The 15,854-nt window shown below is 44.6% G+C and carries 13 protein-coding genes; 7 read left to right on the forward strand and 6 right to left on the reverse strand.

The features are described 5' to 3' along the window. Window positions 1-114: 114 nt before the first annotated feature. The gene (locus tag MUY27_RS08480; RefSeq protein WP_245129574.1) at window positions 115-2,067 is read right to left on the reverse strand and encodes a glycoside hydrolase family 97 protein; all 1,953 of its coding nucleotides are present in this window, start codon (window positions 2,065-2,067) and stop codon (window positions 115-117) included. Window positions 2,068-2,191: 124 nt separating this feature from the next. On the opposite strand from MUY27_RS08480, the gene MUY27_RS08485 reads away from it, so the two are divergent. Both MUY27_RS08485 and MUY27_RS08490 read left to right on the forward strand, forming a co-directional pair. Next, window positions 2,192-2,686, forward strand: a complete 495-nt coding sequence (locus MUY27_RS08485; protein ID WP_245129575.1) for a DinB family protein — start codon at window positions 2,192-2,194, stop codon at window positions 2,684-2,686. Window positions 2,687-2,783: 97 nt separating this feature from the next. After that, window positions 2,784-2,990, forward strand: coding sequence for a hypothetical protein (locus MUY27_RS08490; RefSeq protein ID WP_245129576.1), 207 nt, complete (start codon window positions 2,784-2,786; stop codon window positions 2,988-2,990). Window positions 2,991-3,007: 17 nt separating this feature from the next. Here MUY27_RS08490 and MUY27_RS08495 read toward each other — a convergent pair whose 3' ends face one another. From MUY27_RS08495 to MUY27_RS08505, 3 genes are all read right to left on the reverse strand, one after another. Beyond that, a complete protein-coding gene (locus tag MUY27_RS08495; protein ID WP_245129577.1) occupies window positions 3,008-3,814 on the reverse strand; it encodes a DUF4249 domain-containing protein in 807 nt (268 codons plus the stop codon). A 7-nt stretch (window positions 3,815-3,821) separates the two neighbouring features. After that, on the reverse strand, window positions 3,822-6,167 hold the full coding sequence (locus tag MUY27_RS08500) for a TonB-dependent receptor (protein ID WP_245129578.1): 2,346 nt from the start codon (window positions 6,165-6,167) through the stop codon (window positions 3,822-3,824). Between the two features lie 131 nt (window positions 6,168-6,298). Further along, window positions 6,299-6,571: a hypothetical protein gene (locus MUY27_RS08505; protein WP_245129579.1), complete on the reverse strand. Its 273-nt coding sequence runs from the start codon at window positions 6,569-6,571 to the stop codon at window positions 6,299-6,301. Between the two features lie 76 nt (window positions 6,572-6,647). Here MUY27_RS08505 and MUY27_RS08510 point away from each other — a divergent pair, with 76 nt between their 5' ends. Genes MUY27_RS08510 through MUY27_RS08520 form a run of 3 tightly spaced genes read left to right on the forward strand, consistent with a single transcriptional unit; the run spans window position 6,648 to window position 12,087 of the window. Then, window positions 6,648-7,382: an ImuA family protein gene (locus tag MUY27_RS08510; protein ID WP_245129580.1), complete on the forward strand. Its 735-nt coding sequence runs from the start codon at window positions 6,648-6,650 to the stop codon at window positions 7,380-7,382. A 3-nt stretch (window positions 7,383-7,385) separates the two neighbouring features. Continuing rightward, complete coding sequence (locus MUY27_RS08515; RefSeq protein ID WP_245129581.1) at window positions 7,386-8,888, forward strand: Y-family DNA polymerase; 1,503 nt, start codon at window positions 7,386-7,388, stop codon at window positions 8,886-8,888. Beyond that, window positions 8,872-12,087, forward strand: coding sequence for an error-prone DNA polymerase (locus MUY27_RS08520; RefSeq protein WP_245129582.1), 3,216 nt, complete (start codon window positions 8,872-8,874; stop codon window positions 12,085-12,087). Before MUY27_RS08515 ends, MUY27_RS08520 begins: the two co-directional genes overlap by 17 nt. A gap of 106 nt (window positions 12,088-12,193) precedes the next feature. Here MUY27_RS08520 and MUY27_RS08525 read toward each other — a convergent pair whose 3' ends face one another. Next, the gene (locus tag MUY27_RS08525) at window positions 12,194-12,409 is read right to left on the reverse strand and encodes a hypothetical protein (protein WP_245129583.1); all 216 of its coding nucleotides are present in this window, start codon (window positions 12,407-12,409) and stop codon (window positions 12,194-12,196) included. A gap of 108 nt (window positions 12,410-12,517) precedes the next feature. Between MUY27_RS08525 and MUY27_RS08530 the strand changes: the two genes are divergently transcribed. Both MUY27_RS08530 and MUY27_RS08535 read left to right on the forward strand, forming a co-directional pair. After that, window positions 12,518-13,294: a M90 family metallopeptidase gene (locus MUY27_RS08530; RefSeq protein ID WP_245129584.1), complete on the forward strand. Its 777-nt coding sequence runs from the start codon at window positions 12,518-12,520 to the stop codon at window positions 13,292-13,294. A 44-nt stretch (window positions 13,295-13,338) separates the two neighbouring features. Further along, window positions 13,339-15,162 (forward strand): glycoside hydrolase family 35 protein, encoded by a 1,824-nt coding sequence (locus tag MUY27_RS08535; RefSeq protein WP_245129585.1) that lies wholly within the window; start codon window positions 13,339-13,341, stop codon window positions 15,160-15,162. A 96-nt stretch (window positions 15,163-15,258) separates the two neighbouring features. Here the strand turns inward: MUY27_RS08535 and MUY27_RS08540 are convergent, their stop codons facing one another. Then, complete coding sequence (locus tag MUY27_RS08540; RefSeq protein ID WP_245129586.1) at window positions 15,259-15,816, reverse strand: RNA polymerase sigma factor; 558 nt, start codon at window positions 15,814-15,816, stop codon at window positions 15,259-15,261. Window positions 15,817-15,854 lie beyond the last annotated feature (38 nt).

A 15,854-nucleotide genomic window follows, 5' to 3' on the forward strand; every position in this document is an offset into this window, starting at 1 on the left:
CAACTTTCAAACAAAAAGTTATATAATTGAAACATTTATATGGATGATCATACCTGTATCATCGTCAGTTTAACTATCAAGGCTTCAACCTGTAAATAGTTCTTAATAATTTAACTACTTTTTAGAAATGATAGCCACGTAACCACCGCCGGTGCTCATTTTCAGATTAATCTTCGAGTTTTTATTTACGCCAATGGTCTGCATCTGAAAATCCTTGGCATTACGATCAGCATTGGGGCCATCCTTCCATACATGCATGGTATATTCACCATTCGGAAGGAAACCCAGGCTGACTTCCATATCGCGCGCAGTCCAATTCGTCATGCCACCGATGAACCAATTGCCGTTCTTCGCCTGCCGAGCTATTACGGCATATTCACTTACTTTACCTTCCAGCGGAACTGTTCGTTGCCATACGGTGGGTACAGCCTTCAGAAATTGCATACATTCCGGCTCTTTAATGTAATGCGTCGGGATATCGCAAAGCATTTGCAGCGGGCTTTCATACATCACGTACATGGCCATCTGGTTGCAACGGGTGCCTAAAGTCATCGGTTCGGCGGGTTGGGCCGAGAAGGAACCCTTCTGTACGTTTAGCATACCGCCAGGGGTAAAATCCATGGGGCCGGCCGCCATCCGGATGAACGGTATCGTAAGCGTATGTTCGGGAGTTACGGTATTGGCAAACTTACTGATCTCATTACCTAACACTCCTTCAGATGTCATGATATTTGGGTAAGTGCGGCTCCATCCCGTCGGCTTGTAAGCGCCATGAAAATCAACCATCAGGTGATGCTTAGCCGCAGCCTTCGCTACTTTTTCATAGTAGTTTACCATATCCTGATCATCGCGCTGCATAAAGTCTACCTTAATTCCTTTAATGCCCCACTTTTCAAAACGCGGCAGTGCTTCGTCTAACTGTTTATCCAATACCAGCCAGCTTGTCCAAAGCAAAATGTCCACGTTTTTCCTTTGCGCATATTTCGCCAATTCTTCTACATCAATATCTTTTGCCTGCTTGTTCAGGTCCTGCGTATCGCACCAACCCTCGTCCAACAATACGTATTCTATACCATTATTTGCAGCAAAGTCGATGTAGTATTTGTAAGTATCATTGTTAATCCCGGCACGGAAAGGAACATCGTAAACATTGTTATAGTGCCACCAATCCCACTGAACCTTGCCTGGCTTTACCCAACTAAAATCGCTACCTGTAGCTTGCGGTTTTCCTAACAGATAAGGTAACTGATTATTTAGCAGTTTTTTATCTTCCTTCTCTACCATCAGTATCCGCCAGGGGAAATCCTGTGCACCATTTACTTTAGCAATGTAATTCTCGCGACTAACTACTTTCTCGTCACGGTCACCTTCATAACGCTTTTCCTTGGGGTAATGCGGGAAGGTAGACCTGATTGTGCCGTTACCATCACCACGAAGCCACATCCCTGCATAATTGAACAAAGATGCTTCGGTTAGAAGGACTTTAATTCCCTTCGATTCAAACAGCGCGGGTAAACTTGCCAGCTTCTGCTGATCTATCTCGCCTACTTTGTACGGGATATACTTGCGTTCGTTATGAGAGAAGAACTGTTCCTCCTGCGGATACCAGGCCTTTGCATCTGCCCCTAAGTTCAATGTGGCCTGCTCGTCTGTAACGTGATAGGGCTTGTTGATCTTGCTTACCCACCTCCAGGCTAAACCGTTATTGAATACGCGCCACTCCATTGAGAGCTGATTAGCAAATACAAGGTTCAGGTTGTTGTAGTTGTCTTCTACCGTGGAACTTTTTTGCCAGATCACCGGTCTCAGCATGCCGCTATTACTGGCCTGGTTAACTTTATTTACCTTCCAACCCTCGGTGTTTTGGTCTGTTTTGAAATAGATTGCCGATCGGCTTATAATCGCCTTTCCATCCTTCCAGACTTCATAATAAATACTGTCTGCAATGGTAACCTGTACCTTTAGTTTCTTATCCGGCGATTGTACATCATACTTTTTCTGCGCGATTGAAGTAAAGGCAGCGCAGGTTAAGCATCCGGCTAATGCGAGTTTTTTTATAAGATTCATAGATTGGTGTATGACAGGGCAATATACTTGCGTTGACCCCGGTCTACGAATTTATGACTAATATTTAAAAGAGATTTTTTTTCTTTCTTTTTTAAACCGAACAATTGACCGCTATGATTGCTGTATGAGAAACAATGGACTTGCTGACATGAATGAGCACAACATTCTAATAGACGAACTGATCAAATTACTCGAAGGCGGAAGTGCCCATGCCACATTTGAAGATGCCGTAGCTGGACTATCGCATGAATTGCTCAGCGTAAAACCAGATGACCTGCCCTACAGCATTTGGCAATTGGTTGAACATATCCGGATAGCGCAATGGGATATGCTTGAATTTAGCCGCGATGCAAATCATCAATCGCCGAAGTGGCCGGATGATTACTGGCCTAAAGAAGCAGCACCCGCTGATGAGGAAGCCTGGAACAAGGCCTTAGCGCAAATTAAATCAGACCGGGAGGAATTTATTGAATTGTTAAGATCCGGCGATATTTACAAGGCCTTAGAACATGGCGACGGGCAAAGCATTTTACACGAAGCTTTACAGATAGCCGACCATAACAGTTATCATACTGCTGAAATCATCCTGATCAGAAGGTTACTGAAAGCCTGGAAATAGTACGGCGGATTAGTGATTAGCGGCACTATTGATAAAATAATGTAACCATTGAAAAGTTGTTTCGTAATAACAAGGGAACTATTGATTTTCCCCTAACATGAACACCTTAATACTATTTCAACACCCCGACCTTTTACTTGAAGCTTTTATTATTGTTTTTGGCTTCTGGCTATTAACTTACCTGCTGAAAACCCTACGCCGGACAACGAACATTTGGATATATTTTATCCCGGTATTCTTTATACTTATTGGTTCTATGGTAATGTTTGTGAGCGTACTTAAACTGTTTCCAAACCTGCTATAAAAAGAACGAGCCCTTATTTATTTAACAGACAGCGATGCTTTTGATACAGCATGCGCACTGAAATACCCCAACGCCTTGTTACTGATATTAGACGGAGGGTTTCCGGGTGCAGTTCCGCCGCCGGGACCATTTTGGTTCTGCGCGTCTAACGTATGCCAGTAGGTATAAACGCTCTGATCTATACACTGCATCTCTACATCTACCTTGTCGCCCTTTTCAAGCTTTTTATTGTCTTCATCGGTATCATAAAACAGCGTTTCGGTAACTGCCTTTCCATTGGTCAGCCTATCGCTTTCGCTGTATATCCGCTTGGTAAGCACCCCATTAATGTACATGACATAGCGGTAGTAGTTGGCAATATTGGCCGGGTCCTGGTAATGCACTTCGGGATAAAAATTACCCTTGCCACCGAAGTTAATCTCTTTTAAACCGAGTGAATCTATTTTAACCGGTTGCGGCATGGTAGAAACAGCCGTGTACGTATTACCGTTAATATTTACGTTAAGCGTATAGGTATTGCCCGGTTCGCCTTTGAAAGGACCGAATGTATAAGTACCCGGAACTGACTCTACAAAGGAGAGCGTGTTGCCCTTACTATCTGTCACCACAACTTTTGCCCCCGTAACCGCCGGATAAGTGTTTGAGCTGGTATAGGATACAGACTTGCTGATCTTTATTGTTTGCGTACCAGGCTGGTCGGTGATGTTACCTTCTATCACAATTTGGCTGTCCGAAGAATTGACCTTCAAATCTATTACATCCTGACACGAAGTAACTAACGCAACAATGCTGAAAAATAACAGGTTATATAAAATTCGTTTCATGGTAGTATTAAAAATTAAAGTTCCAGGTAACAGAAGGTATAATACCAAATAAGGCAACCTTAACGGCTTCCGTTTGTGTTGGATCGTCCTTTTTATCTCTGAACGTTATGGCATAAGGATTATGCCTGTTTAAGGCATTATAAACCCCGAACGTCCAGCTGCTGCCAAATCTTTTGTTCTCTTTAGGTTTCAAAGTCGCACTTAAATCCAACCGAGAAGTATAAGGCATCCGGTTGGCATTTCTGCTGTTGTAGTAATACGTGGTTAAACCACCAACGTTGTATTTTCCCGCCGGATAAGTAACCGCATTGCCTGTACTGAAAATATAGTTACCGGAAACCGTCCAGCGTTTGCTAAGCTCATAGATGCCTACAATAGCTAAATCGTGCGTGCGGTCTTGCCGGGCCGGATAATAATTACCGTTGTTGATGCCATTAAACTTCCGTTCTGTTTTAGATAGCGTATAGCTTATCCAACCTGTCAGTTTGCCTCTTACTTTTTTTGCATACAGCTCCAGCCCGTAAGCCCTGCCCAACCCGCCGTATTTCAATTGCGATTCTACATCTGCATTGGCAATCAGCTCTGCACCGTCCTTGTAATCAATCTGGTTCTGCAAGCGCTTATAATACACCTCGCCAGAAAATTCGTACTTATTATCGCTCAGGTTCTTAAAATAACCCAAGGCTACCTGGTCGGCAATTTCAGGTTTGATATTATTGCTGCTCAACACATACTGATCTGTCGGCGAACTGGTATTCGCATTGGTCAGGATATGGATGTTCTGGGTATTGCGGTTATAAGACGCTTTGATAGAATTCTCGGGGTTTAGGGTATAGCTTAATGATAAGCGTGGTTCCGGGTAGAAGTATGATTTCACAAAATCACCCGAGCCATACGTTTTACTGGATGTTTTATTACCATTATCGTCATAAGTATTGATGGTACCCGGGCCTAATAAAGAAAAGCCGCTAACGCGTAATCCGTAAAGCAGGTTTAGTTGATCGGTCAGTTTCCAATCGTCAGAAATATAGGCGGCTGCTTCCAGGCCGTAACGGTTAGGAATGGTTTGTGAATTAAAGCTTGACTCTGCCGTGCTGCTAATATCAGACGGTGCAATTCGGTGATGGGTAGCCTGCACACCGAAACGTAGGGTATGGTTATCACCAAAATATTGCAGGTCTTCTTTCAGGTTAAAATCGCGGATGTAAGATTGAACCTTGGCATTGTTCTTCTCATCCAACAGCTCGATGGTGTAATTGTACTTGTTAAAAATGAACGAAGTATTAGAGAACAATCGATTATTGAAAATATGATTCAAACGTAAAGTGGTGGTGGTATTGCCCCAGTTATTGGCGAAAAGATCTTTAATACCGATGTTGTCTTTCCCGAAGTAGCCAGAAAGATAGATCGTATTTTTATCATCCAGCTTATAATTCACTTTAGCATTCAGATCATAAAAGTTTAAGGTATTGCTGTTTATGGTCGAATCTTTAGAAAGCTTCAGCAGGTAATCGATATACGTTCTGCGAAAGCTGAACATAAACGAAGCGCGGTCCTTCACCAGCGGGCCTTCTACTTTTACGCGCGATGCAATGAGTCCGATACCACCTTCTACCCCAAAGTTTTTATTGTTGCCGTCCTGCATTTTAACATCCAAAACGGATGACAAGCGGCCGCCGTATTGGGCAGGCATACCACCCTTGTACAAGCTTACATCTTTAATGGCATCTGCATTGAAGGTAGAAAAAAAGCCTAACAAGTGGGCTGAATTATAAACCGTTGCTTCATCCAGCAGGATCAGGTTCTGATCGGCAGCGCCGCCGCGGACAAAGAAACCCGTATTGCCTTCGCCCCCAGATTTAACACCCGGCAGTAATTGGATGGTTTTTAAAACATCCTTTTCGCCTAATAAAACCGGCACGTTGTTCAGCACCTTCATATCTATCTTGTCCAGCCCCATCTGCGGGCTGCGCACGTTCTCGTCCTTACGCTGGTTTCCCCTTACTACTACCTCCTGCAGTTCGGTACCTTCAGTGAGGTTGATATCCAGTTTTATAGATGAAGTAAGATTAACCTTTTGAACTACAGTTTTATAACCGATATAACTTACAGTCATATCGTAAGTACCGGCGGTATTGGTTAAAGAATAAAAACCATAAGCGTTGGTAGTTGTGGCAGAACGTTTGTCTGCACTTTGTATCTTCACCGTCGCTCCAATCAGCGTTTCGCCGGTGGCTGCATTACGCACCACACCACTTACCGTAAACCTGCTTTGTGCATAAGCAGTATTTAAGAATGCGAAACAAACGGTAAAAAATAAAAGTAGCTTTTGTAAAGTATTAGTTTCAGGCATGTAGTTTTTATAGTAGTGTAACCGGCAGCAGTATAAAGCAAATGCGATACCTTCTGCAAATTATTTATCCCCGCCTATAGACTACAGGAAAGGCTTTTTGTTACAACTAAAGTTCTTATCCTTTATTTTTGCTATACCCTTTCAGCATGGTTGATAATAAACTGCGCTAATTGCTCCTGTTCATCAACAGTTAATATTTCACCATCGTAAATCCAGTAATTTTCGGTATCAAATAAAATCCTGCCCAAATAATCGGCGTCATCTTCAAAGGCTGTATATAATTTAAAGCATTTGATCTTATCTCCGGGTTGGTATTCCTGCACTATCCGGATAATCTCGCCTGTTCCATTCTTTCTTTTTATCCAGGCTTTAGCTTCATGCATTAAAGGAGTTTCATGATCCATAGTTGAAACAAAGTTGAAAAATATTTTGTATAAATACTAAAAATATTAGCATTTTTGTTTCAATAATTAGCTCCGAATGCAAGCGTCAAAAGCCAGTATCATCCAGCAATTGCAGCAGAAAATCCTGTCGTGGCAGGGCTTTGCTTCACCTGCTGCGGCTGAAACTAAGCGCATGGGCTTAGGTCCGTTGGAAGATGCTTTTCCAAACGGCGTTTTCCCTACAGGTGCTATCCACGAGATGCTTTGCCCTACCCGCGAGCAAGGCGCTGCTACCGCAGGTTTATTATCGGGCATAGTAACTGCATTAATGAAAAACGGCGGTGTATGCCTGTGGATCTCGGCCGACAGACGTTTATATCCGCCGGCTTTGCTCAGTTTTAACATCCTTCCTGAACAAGTCATTTTTATAGATGTGGCCCGCGAAAAAGACGTGCTATGGGCTATGGAAGAAGCCTTGAAATGCGAAGGACTGGCTGCTGTTGTGGCCGAAGTACGCGAGGTAAGCTTTGCCCAATCGCGACGGCTGCAACTGGCCGTTGAAGACAGTAAAGTAACTGGCTTTTTGCTGAGAACAGACCTGAAAAAGCTAACAACCACAACCTGTGTAGCGCGATGGCAGATCACGCACCTGCCCGGTGCCTTACCCGATGGTTTACCCGGCGTAGGTTTCCCGCGCTGGCAAGTTGAGCTTTTAAGGGTCCGCAATGGTAACCCTGGTAGTTGGATATTTGAATGGAATAACAAGGGTTTTGTACCGGTGGAAGAACCTCTTGCAGAAACGGAACAACATTTAACACGGCAAGTTGGATAAGGCATGCAAAAAAGGTATTGTGCAATTTGGTTCAGGTATTTACTTACCGACTGGCTCGCTATCCGCAAGCCCGAACTGAAAGATGTGCCTTTTGTACTTGCAGCTTCAGAGAAAAACCGCATTATTATTAAGGCCGCAAACCAGTTGGCAGAAAAGCAAGGGATTATCCCGGGAAGTACAGCCGCAGATGCCAAAGCAGTAATACCCGATCTGAAGGTTTTTGATTTTATTCCCGGCAAAGCCGAAAAACTGCTTGCTGCAATTGGCGAATGGTGCATTAGATACACCCCTTTAATTGCCGTTGATGCACCTGACGGTTTACTGCTGGATATATCTGGCTGTACCCATTTATGGGGCGGCGAAAAAGGTTATCTGCAGGAAATACTCAAGCGCTTAAAAGGTAAGGGCTATTACGTACGCGGCGCTATTGCCGATACCATCGGTGCCGCCTGGGCCATAGCCAGATTCGGCAAAGAAAAAGCTATTATTGAGCCCGGTGGGCAAACAGAAGCTTTGTTGAAACTACCTCCTGCGGCTTTACGATTGGATACAGCAGCCGTTGACCGCTTACATAAACTGGGGTTTTATACCGTTCAGCAATTTATCGGCATTAAGCGATCTGCTCTGCGCAGGCGGTTTGGCGAACAGTTGCTGCTACGGATAGATGAAGCGCTGGGTACGGCAGCAGAACATTTGCAATGGATCCATCCGCTGCACCCCTACCAGGAACGCCTGCCTTGCCTGGAGCCCATACAAACGGCAACGGGGATAGAAATAGCCATCAGGAATTTATTAGAAACACTTTGCAACAGGCTAAAAAGCGAAGGCAAGGGTTTACGTGTAGCGATATTAAGATGCTACCGTGTTGACGGCAAACTGGTAGGCGCTGACATTGCAACCGGCCGACCTTCCTGCTCGGTCGACCATTTATTTAAACTCTTCGCACTAAAAATCGCTTCCATTGAACCTGCTTTGGGTATCGAGTTATTCACCCTCGAAGCGCCGAAGGTGGAAGACTTAATGATAGACCAAGAGATACTTTGGACACCGGAGGGCTGCGGATTGGAAAGCCCACAGCTTGCAGAGTTATTAGATAAGCTGGCGAACAAGATCGGCGCGAAAAATATCCAACGATACCTGCCGGTAGAAAGTTATTGGCCTGAAAGAGCTTACAAACCCTCTTTGTCGCTATCCGAAACCACTACCGGTAAATGGCGCGCAGGCAGACCGCGACCATCACTGCTTTTGAAAAAGCCCGAACGCATAGAAGTGACTTCACTCCTGCCGGATAACCCGCCGATGCTGTTTATTTACAAGGGCGAAAAGCACATCATCCGAAAAGCCGAAGATGCCGAACGGATAGAGCCCGAATGGTGGCTAACGCAATCGCCGCACCGCGATTATTACCTGGTTGAAGATGAACAGGGCCGCCGCTATTGGGTGTTCCGATCAGGGCATTATGACGATGCGGACTCGCAATGGTACATTCATGGATTTTTTGCCTGATGATATGATCAAGTATGCAGAACTACAGGTAACCAGTAATTTCACCTTTATGCGCGGTGGCTCACACCCGGAGGAGTTGGCAGAGCATGCGGCAAAGCTGGGCTATACGCATATTGCTATCACAGATAGTAACAGCATGGCCGGTGTGGTAAGGGCACATATTTCGGCAAAGTCAAATAGTATCAAATTTATTCCTGCCTGCCGGTTAGACTTGGCAGACGGCCCAAGCCTGCTGGCTTACCCAACCAATATCACTGCCTGGGGACGGCTATGTGCCTTACTAAGTAAAGGCAACCTGCGTACAGAAAAAGGTAAATGTGAGTTGTACAAGCGCGACGTTTATAAGCATAAGCAGGATATCAAGTTCATTGTAATCCCACCTGATACTTTAAACAGCGAGTTTGATTTTGATGATGATTTCAAAATAGCTTTAGAAGAATATCGCCAACATTTTGGTAAAGAGTTATATATCTCCGCTACACGCTACTACACCGGCGACGACGCCAAGCGTTTTTACCGTATCAAGCAAACCGGCATACCAATAGTAGCCACCAATGATGTGCATTACCACAACCTGCAAAGGCGCGAACTACAGGATATCCAAACCTGTATACGGGAAAAGTGTACCATTTATAATGCCGGGTATAAATTGCATTTGAATGCCGAGCGTTACCTGAAACCACTGAACGAACTGAAACGGTTATATATTCTATACTCCGACGCTTTAGACCGCACCCAGGAGATAGCAGAAGCCTGCAAGTTTTCTTTAGATGAATTGAAATACCTAGAACCCGAATGGAAAAGCCCGGACGGCCGCACAGCAGATGAGCATTTACGCGATTATACCCTTCAGGGTGCGCGTAAGTTTTTTGGTGAAGATGTTCCAGATAAAATTTTAAATCAAATAGATTTTGAGCTTGCATTCTTTAAAAAGAAAAAGCTTGCGCCATATTTCTTACGCATTTATGAGTACACTCAAAAAGCCGAGGATTTAAAGATCCTTCATCAGGGCCGGGGATCGGCGGCCAATTGTACGGTTTGTTTCTGTCTAGGTATTACCCCCGTTAACCCCATGCAGCAGAACCTGTTATTTTCGAGGTTTATGTCTGATGCACGCGACGAATGGCCCGATGTGGACGTAGATTTCGAACATGAACGCCGGGAAGAGATCATCCAATGGATCTATGAAACCTATGGCCGCGAGCATGCCGGTATTGTGGCTACCGTTACCCAGGAGCGACACAAGGGGGCGTTACGCGATGTAGGGAAAGCTATGGGTTTATCAGAAGATACCATAAAGCGGTTAGGTGGTGCGATCTGGAGTTTCTCTGAAGAAGGTTTTGACCGCGAACGGATTATCGGTCAAGGGTTAAATCCGGATGATCCGCATTTATATAAGGTATTATTGCTGACAGAAGAACTGATTGGTTTCCCAAGGCAATTAGGGCAGCACACCGGGGGCTTTGTCATTACACGCTGTAAACTGTCGGATCTTTGCCCGGTAATGAATGCCCGGATGGAAAACCGCACACAGCTGGAATGGAACAAAGATGATCTGGAAGCACTGGGTATTTTAAAGGTGGATGTTTTAGGCCTAGGGATGCTCACCTGTATCCGTAAGGCTTTTGCTTTAGCGAAGCAACACTACGGAAAAGATTACACGCTGGAAAACGTACCCCAAGCAGATGAAAAGGTGTACGACATGATCTGCCAGGCAGACACCATCGGTGTTTTTCAAATTGAAAGCCGCGCTCAAATGTCTATGCTGCCGCGTTTAAAGCCGCGTGAATTTTATGACCTGGTGATTGAAGTAGCTATCGTTCGCCCCGGGCCAATCCAGGGGGATATGGTGCACCCTTATTTAAGGAGGCGAGACGGAATAGATCCAATTGAGTATCCGAAACCTGAACTTGAGCGAATATTGGATCGCACCAAAGGTGTCCCTTTATTTCAGGAACAGGCCATGGAAATTGCAATGGTTGCCGCAAACTTTACAGCTACAGAAGCAGATGAATTACGAAGAAGCATGGCCACCTTTAAAGCTAAAGGAATGGTTAGCCGTTTTCGTCAAAAGCTAGTTGATGGCATGAAGGAGAATGGTTACGATGAAGCTTATGCAGCCCGTATTTTTAAACAACTGGAAGGCTTTGGTTCTTATGGTTTTCCGGAAAGCCATGCCGCATCATTTGCGCATCTGGTGTATATATCCAGCTATCTAAAATGCCATTACCCCGATGTTTTTGCCGCGGCGTTACTAAACAGCCAACCTATGGGTTTTTATCAGCCTGCCGAAATTGTGGATGATGCCCGCGAACATGGCGTGACTATCCGCCCGATTGATGTTAACTTTTCGCAATGGGATCACACCCTTGAAGAACAGGACGGTCCCTTTCATGCTTTGCGTTTAGGGTTCAGGCTGGCAAAAGGGCTATCAGAAGCAGAAATGCAGCTACTTGTGGCAAATGCGCCTTATCAGGATATCATCCAGCTCATGAACGTAGGCATTACCCAATCGACGCTTGAAAAATTAGCCGATGCAGATGCTTTCCGTTCCATCGGCCTTGATCGCCGAGAGGCACTCTGGGAAATAGCCGCACTGGGTGATCGTCCTGTCGCACTGATGGAAAACCTTCCGTCAGAAAGCGTAGGGGAGCAAATTTCGTTACCGCTGATGACAAGAGGTGAACATGTGGTGCAGGATTATGCTACTACCGGTTTATCCATTAAAGCACACCCGGTAAGTTTCGTCCGGTATGAATTGAACCAGTTGGGCGTAACGCCACTCCATCAACTCACATCTTTAAAAAACGGCGACCGTGTTAAAGTTGCCGGTATGATTACCGTTCGACAGCGGCCTGGCACCGCTAAAGGCGTAGTATTCATTACCATTAAAGACGAAACCGGGGTAACTAACCTGGTGGTATGGGGCGATAATTTCGATAAATACCGTAAAGAGATCATCCAATCGCGCTTACTGATGGTGGAAGGCAAGCTGCAGATAGAAGGCATCGTTGTCCATGTAGTGGTATCGCGCTGCTATAATATGAACCCCCTGTTAAAAAAGCTAACCTTCATCGAACAGGAAGACGTACCCCTACTCAGCCTTTCCAGGAGCGATGAAACCACCATGCCTCCCGTAGAAGATCAACGTAGCAGCATCAAAAAAGAAGTATTTTATAAAGGGCGGAATTTCCATTAATATAAACCCCACCTACATTCTTCACGGGACATCACCCTAACCATTTCCAACGGAGAGGGAATATAAAATCCTTCCGCCAGTTGGCGGAGAGGATTTAGAAGTGTCCTTAATTTCCCTTCTTTCCCGTCACCAGCAGTACAATACCACCGATTACCAATATTCCACCGGCGTACGGCGGCCAGCTCACCGTTTTTTCTTTATCTGCAGATACCTGTAGCGGTCCGGCATCAATTACTTTTTCCTTTTTGGTGTAGGTAAAGCCGGTCCAGATCAGCATAGCAATACCAATGATCAGCAAAATAATTCCAAGCGTTCTGTTCATAATTCTTTTGATAGGTTTACTGCTATAAGTAGGAATAACATCAAAAAGTTTTAAAAGCGATCATGTATACTTGTATCGCGATAACTAATCATCGCCTTAAAAATCAGCATGTACTTCGCCATCATCATCCTAATTGTTCTTGTTTTATCTGCCATTTGGTTATTCAGGCCGAAACAAAAAGACATTGACAACCAGTCCATTGTAGAGCACGACTTAGAAAATATTTTAAACAACCATGTTGAGTTTTACAAAAAATTAGTTCCTGATCAGCAGCAGCGGTTTATAAGTATGGCCAACCATTTTCTGGCCGAAACACATATCGAAGGTGTAGGTATTGAAGTAACTGCCCTGGATAAAGCCCTGATTGCTTCCAGTGCGATCATTCCTATTTTTGGCTTCCCCGACTGGCAATACCGTAACCTCACCAATATTATTCTCTATCCGGATACGTTCGACAATGATTTTCAATTTGAAGGCGATGGACGGAACATTATGGGCATGGTGGGCTCTGGCTACATGAACGGACAGATGCTGCTATCGCGACAGGCCCTTGTTAAAGCATTTGCTGCAAACGGCGGAAAGGAGAATACAGCCATCCACGAATTCGTCCACCTGTTGGACAAATCCGACGGATCTACCGATGGCGTACCCGAAAATTTTCTTCCGCATGAATATGCGAAGCCCTGGTTACAGTTGATGCACCAGGAAATGCAGAAAATTCAGCAAGGCAAATCGGATATTAACCCTTATGGCCTCACAAATGAGGCCGAATTTTTCGCCGTAGCCTCTGAATACTTCTTCGAGAAGCCGGATAAATTCAAAGAAAAGCACCCGGAACTTTACGACTTAATGTCGCAGATATTTGCACAACAACCTGCCGGCTGATTATTTTTACCACCTACTGCCTGTAGTTAATCTTCAACTGATTCATGAAAAAGCTATATAAAACCTGTCTTTCCTTAGCATTGCTTTCTGTTCTGAACCTTGTATCGCCAGAATGCTTCGCACAATCAAAATCAACTTCTTTTAGTTTCCGGGGAACTGATTTTATGCTGAATGGCAATACGTTTCAGATCATCAGCGGGGAAATGCACCCGGCCCGCATACCCCGCGAGTATTGGCGGCACCGCATACAAATGGCAAAAGCCATGGGCTGTAACACCATAGCGGTTTACATTTTCTGGAATTACCTGGAAGAAAAACCGGGACAGTTTGACCTGACGACCGATAACCGCGATGTTGCTGCTTTTATAAAATTGTGCCAGCAAGAAGGTATGTGGGTTATTTTAAGACCGGGGCCTTACGTGTGTGGCGAGTGGGATTTCGGCGGGCTTCCACCCTATCTGCTCAGTATCCCGGATATTAAGGTACGTTGCTCTGACGAACGTTATATGGCTGCTGTAAAAAAATACGTACAGCACATTGCACCTGTAATTGCACCCCTACAGTGTGATCACGGCGGGCCGATCCTGATGGTTCAGGTTGAAAATGAATATGGTAGTTATGGGAATGATAAAACTTACATGAACAACCTGAAGCAGCTTTGGGTTGAAAACGGCATTACCGTTCCATTCTATACTGCCGACGGCCCTGCCCCTGCCCTACTTGAAGCAGGAACCGTAGACGGCGCGGCTATCGGTCTGGATAGTGGTTCAAGCGAAGCAGACTTTCAGCAAGGGGCAAAAATGAATCCGAACGTCCCGGTGTTCAGCAGTGAAACTTACCCGGGATGGTTAACACATTGGGGCGAAAAGTGGGCAAAGCCAGATACCGCAGGGCTGTTGAAAGAGCTTCGGTTTTTGATGAAAACAGGCCGCTCTTTTAACCTGTACGTAGTCCATGGCGGCACTAACTTTGGTTTTACCGCAGGTGCAAACGCTTTTAACCCGACGCAGTACCAACCCGATGTAACCAGTTATGATTACGACGCCCCAATAAGCGAACAGGGCTTCGCGACGCCTAAATATTACGCTATCCGCAAGCTGATCTCCCAGTCGCTAAATAAAAAACTGCCTGCGGTACCCAAGCCCATAGCAACCATGGCCATACCAGAGGTGCAAATGACGGCGTTTTCTGATGTTTGGAATAATTTGCCTGCATCGGTAAAATCCCCGCAGCCTTTAACCATGGAAGCCATGAACCAATACCAGGGCCTGATACTGTATAAAACAAAGCTGGTGGGGCACAAAAGCGGCAAACTGCTGATTACCGAACCGCACGATTTTGCTTACGTTTTTCTTAACGGAAAATATATCGACAAGATAGAACGTAACGGCGGAAAATGGTTTGTAGAATTACCTAAAACGGATGTTGCTGACCCCGAACTTGAAATAATGGTGGAAGCGATGGGCCATATCAATTTCGCGGAGTATATGATAGACCGTAAAGGTATTACCGACCGCGTAAGCCTGAATGGTATGACACTGATGAACTGGGAGATTTACAATTTACCGTTCGATGAATTTTACATCCGGTCGGTTAAATCAACTGCAAACACCAGCCAAAAACCGATGATGTTCTTCAAAGGCGGCTTTAACCTTAAAAATACGGCGGACACCTATATCGATCTGTCGAATTACACCAAAGGTATTGTTTGGATCAACCGCCATAACCTGGGCAGATACTGGCATATTGGTCCGCAGGATAAGTTGTATTGCCCTGCAAGCTGGTTAAAGAAAGGTAATAACGAAGTACTGGTCTTCGATCTGCTGCAAACAGAAGCCAAACCGGTAAAGGGAGATCAGCAGCCTTAACCTAATGATATTTGATTATTAGATAAATAGTGCTTTATAGGAATTGCAACAAAGAACCTTTGTGATTCCTGTAAAAATTCAGCAGCTTCTTGGGAGTTAATTAGAAGTAAGCTTCAATTGCTCTTTCAAATACCGGAGCGTTTCTGAAAGATGATTTTTAATAGTGCTTTTAGACAGATTAAGCTGATCGGCAATTTCATCGTGGCTGAAATCTTCATACCGGCTCATTTTAAAAACCTTTTGCTTTTGGTCTGATAGTTTATTTAAAGCTTCCAAAATCAGTCCTTTCAAATCAGAAACGTTCATGCGGTCATCAGCCGCATGCGGACTTTTTAAATTGCTTTCTTCAACAATATCCGCTAACTGCGCATCTTTTACCAATCTGCGGAAATAATCTAAAGCTTTATTGCGGGTAATGGCGTAGATATAAGCTTGAGGTGCATCTACATTTGCCAGCGAATCGCGGTTCTCCCATATTTTTAAAAACACATCCTGAACTACTTCTTTAGCAATTCCTTCATCTTTCAGTGTTTTTAAGACGTAGTTGTAAAGCGTATTGAAATAACGGTCATAAAGCAACCGTAGCGCCCTTTCGCTGCCAGATGCTATTTCTTCAAACAACCGCTTTTCATTATGTACAGGCAAGGGCCGCATATGACGTACAGGAGCTATCTTTTATTAATTAGTATAGT

Origin of the sequence: Mucilaginibacter straminoryzae, assembly GCF_022953055.1 — a bacterium.
Classification (GTDB): domain Bacteria; phylum Bacteroidota; class Bacteroidia; order Sphingobacteriales; family Sphingobacteriaceae; genus Mucilaginibacter; species Mucilaginibacter straminoryzae.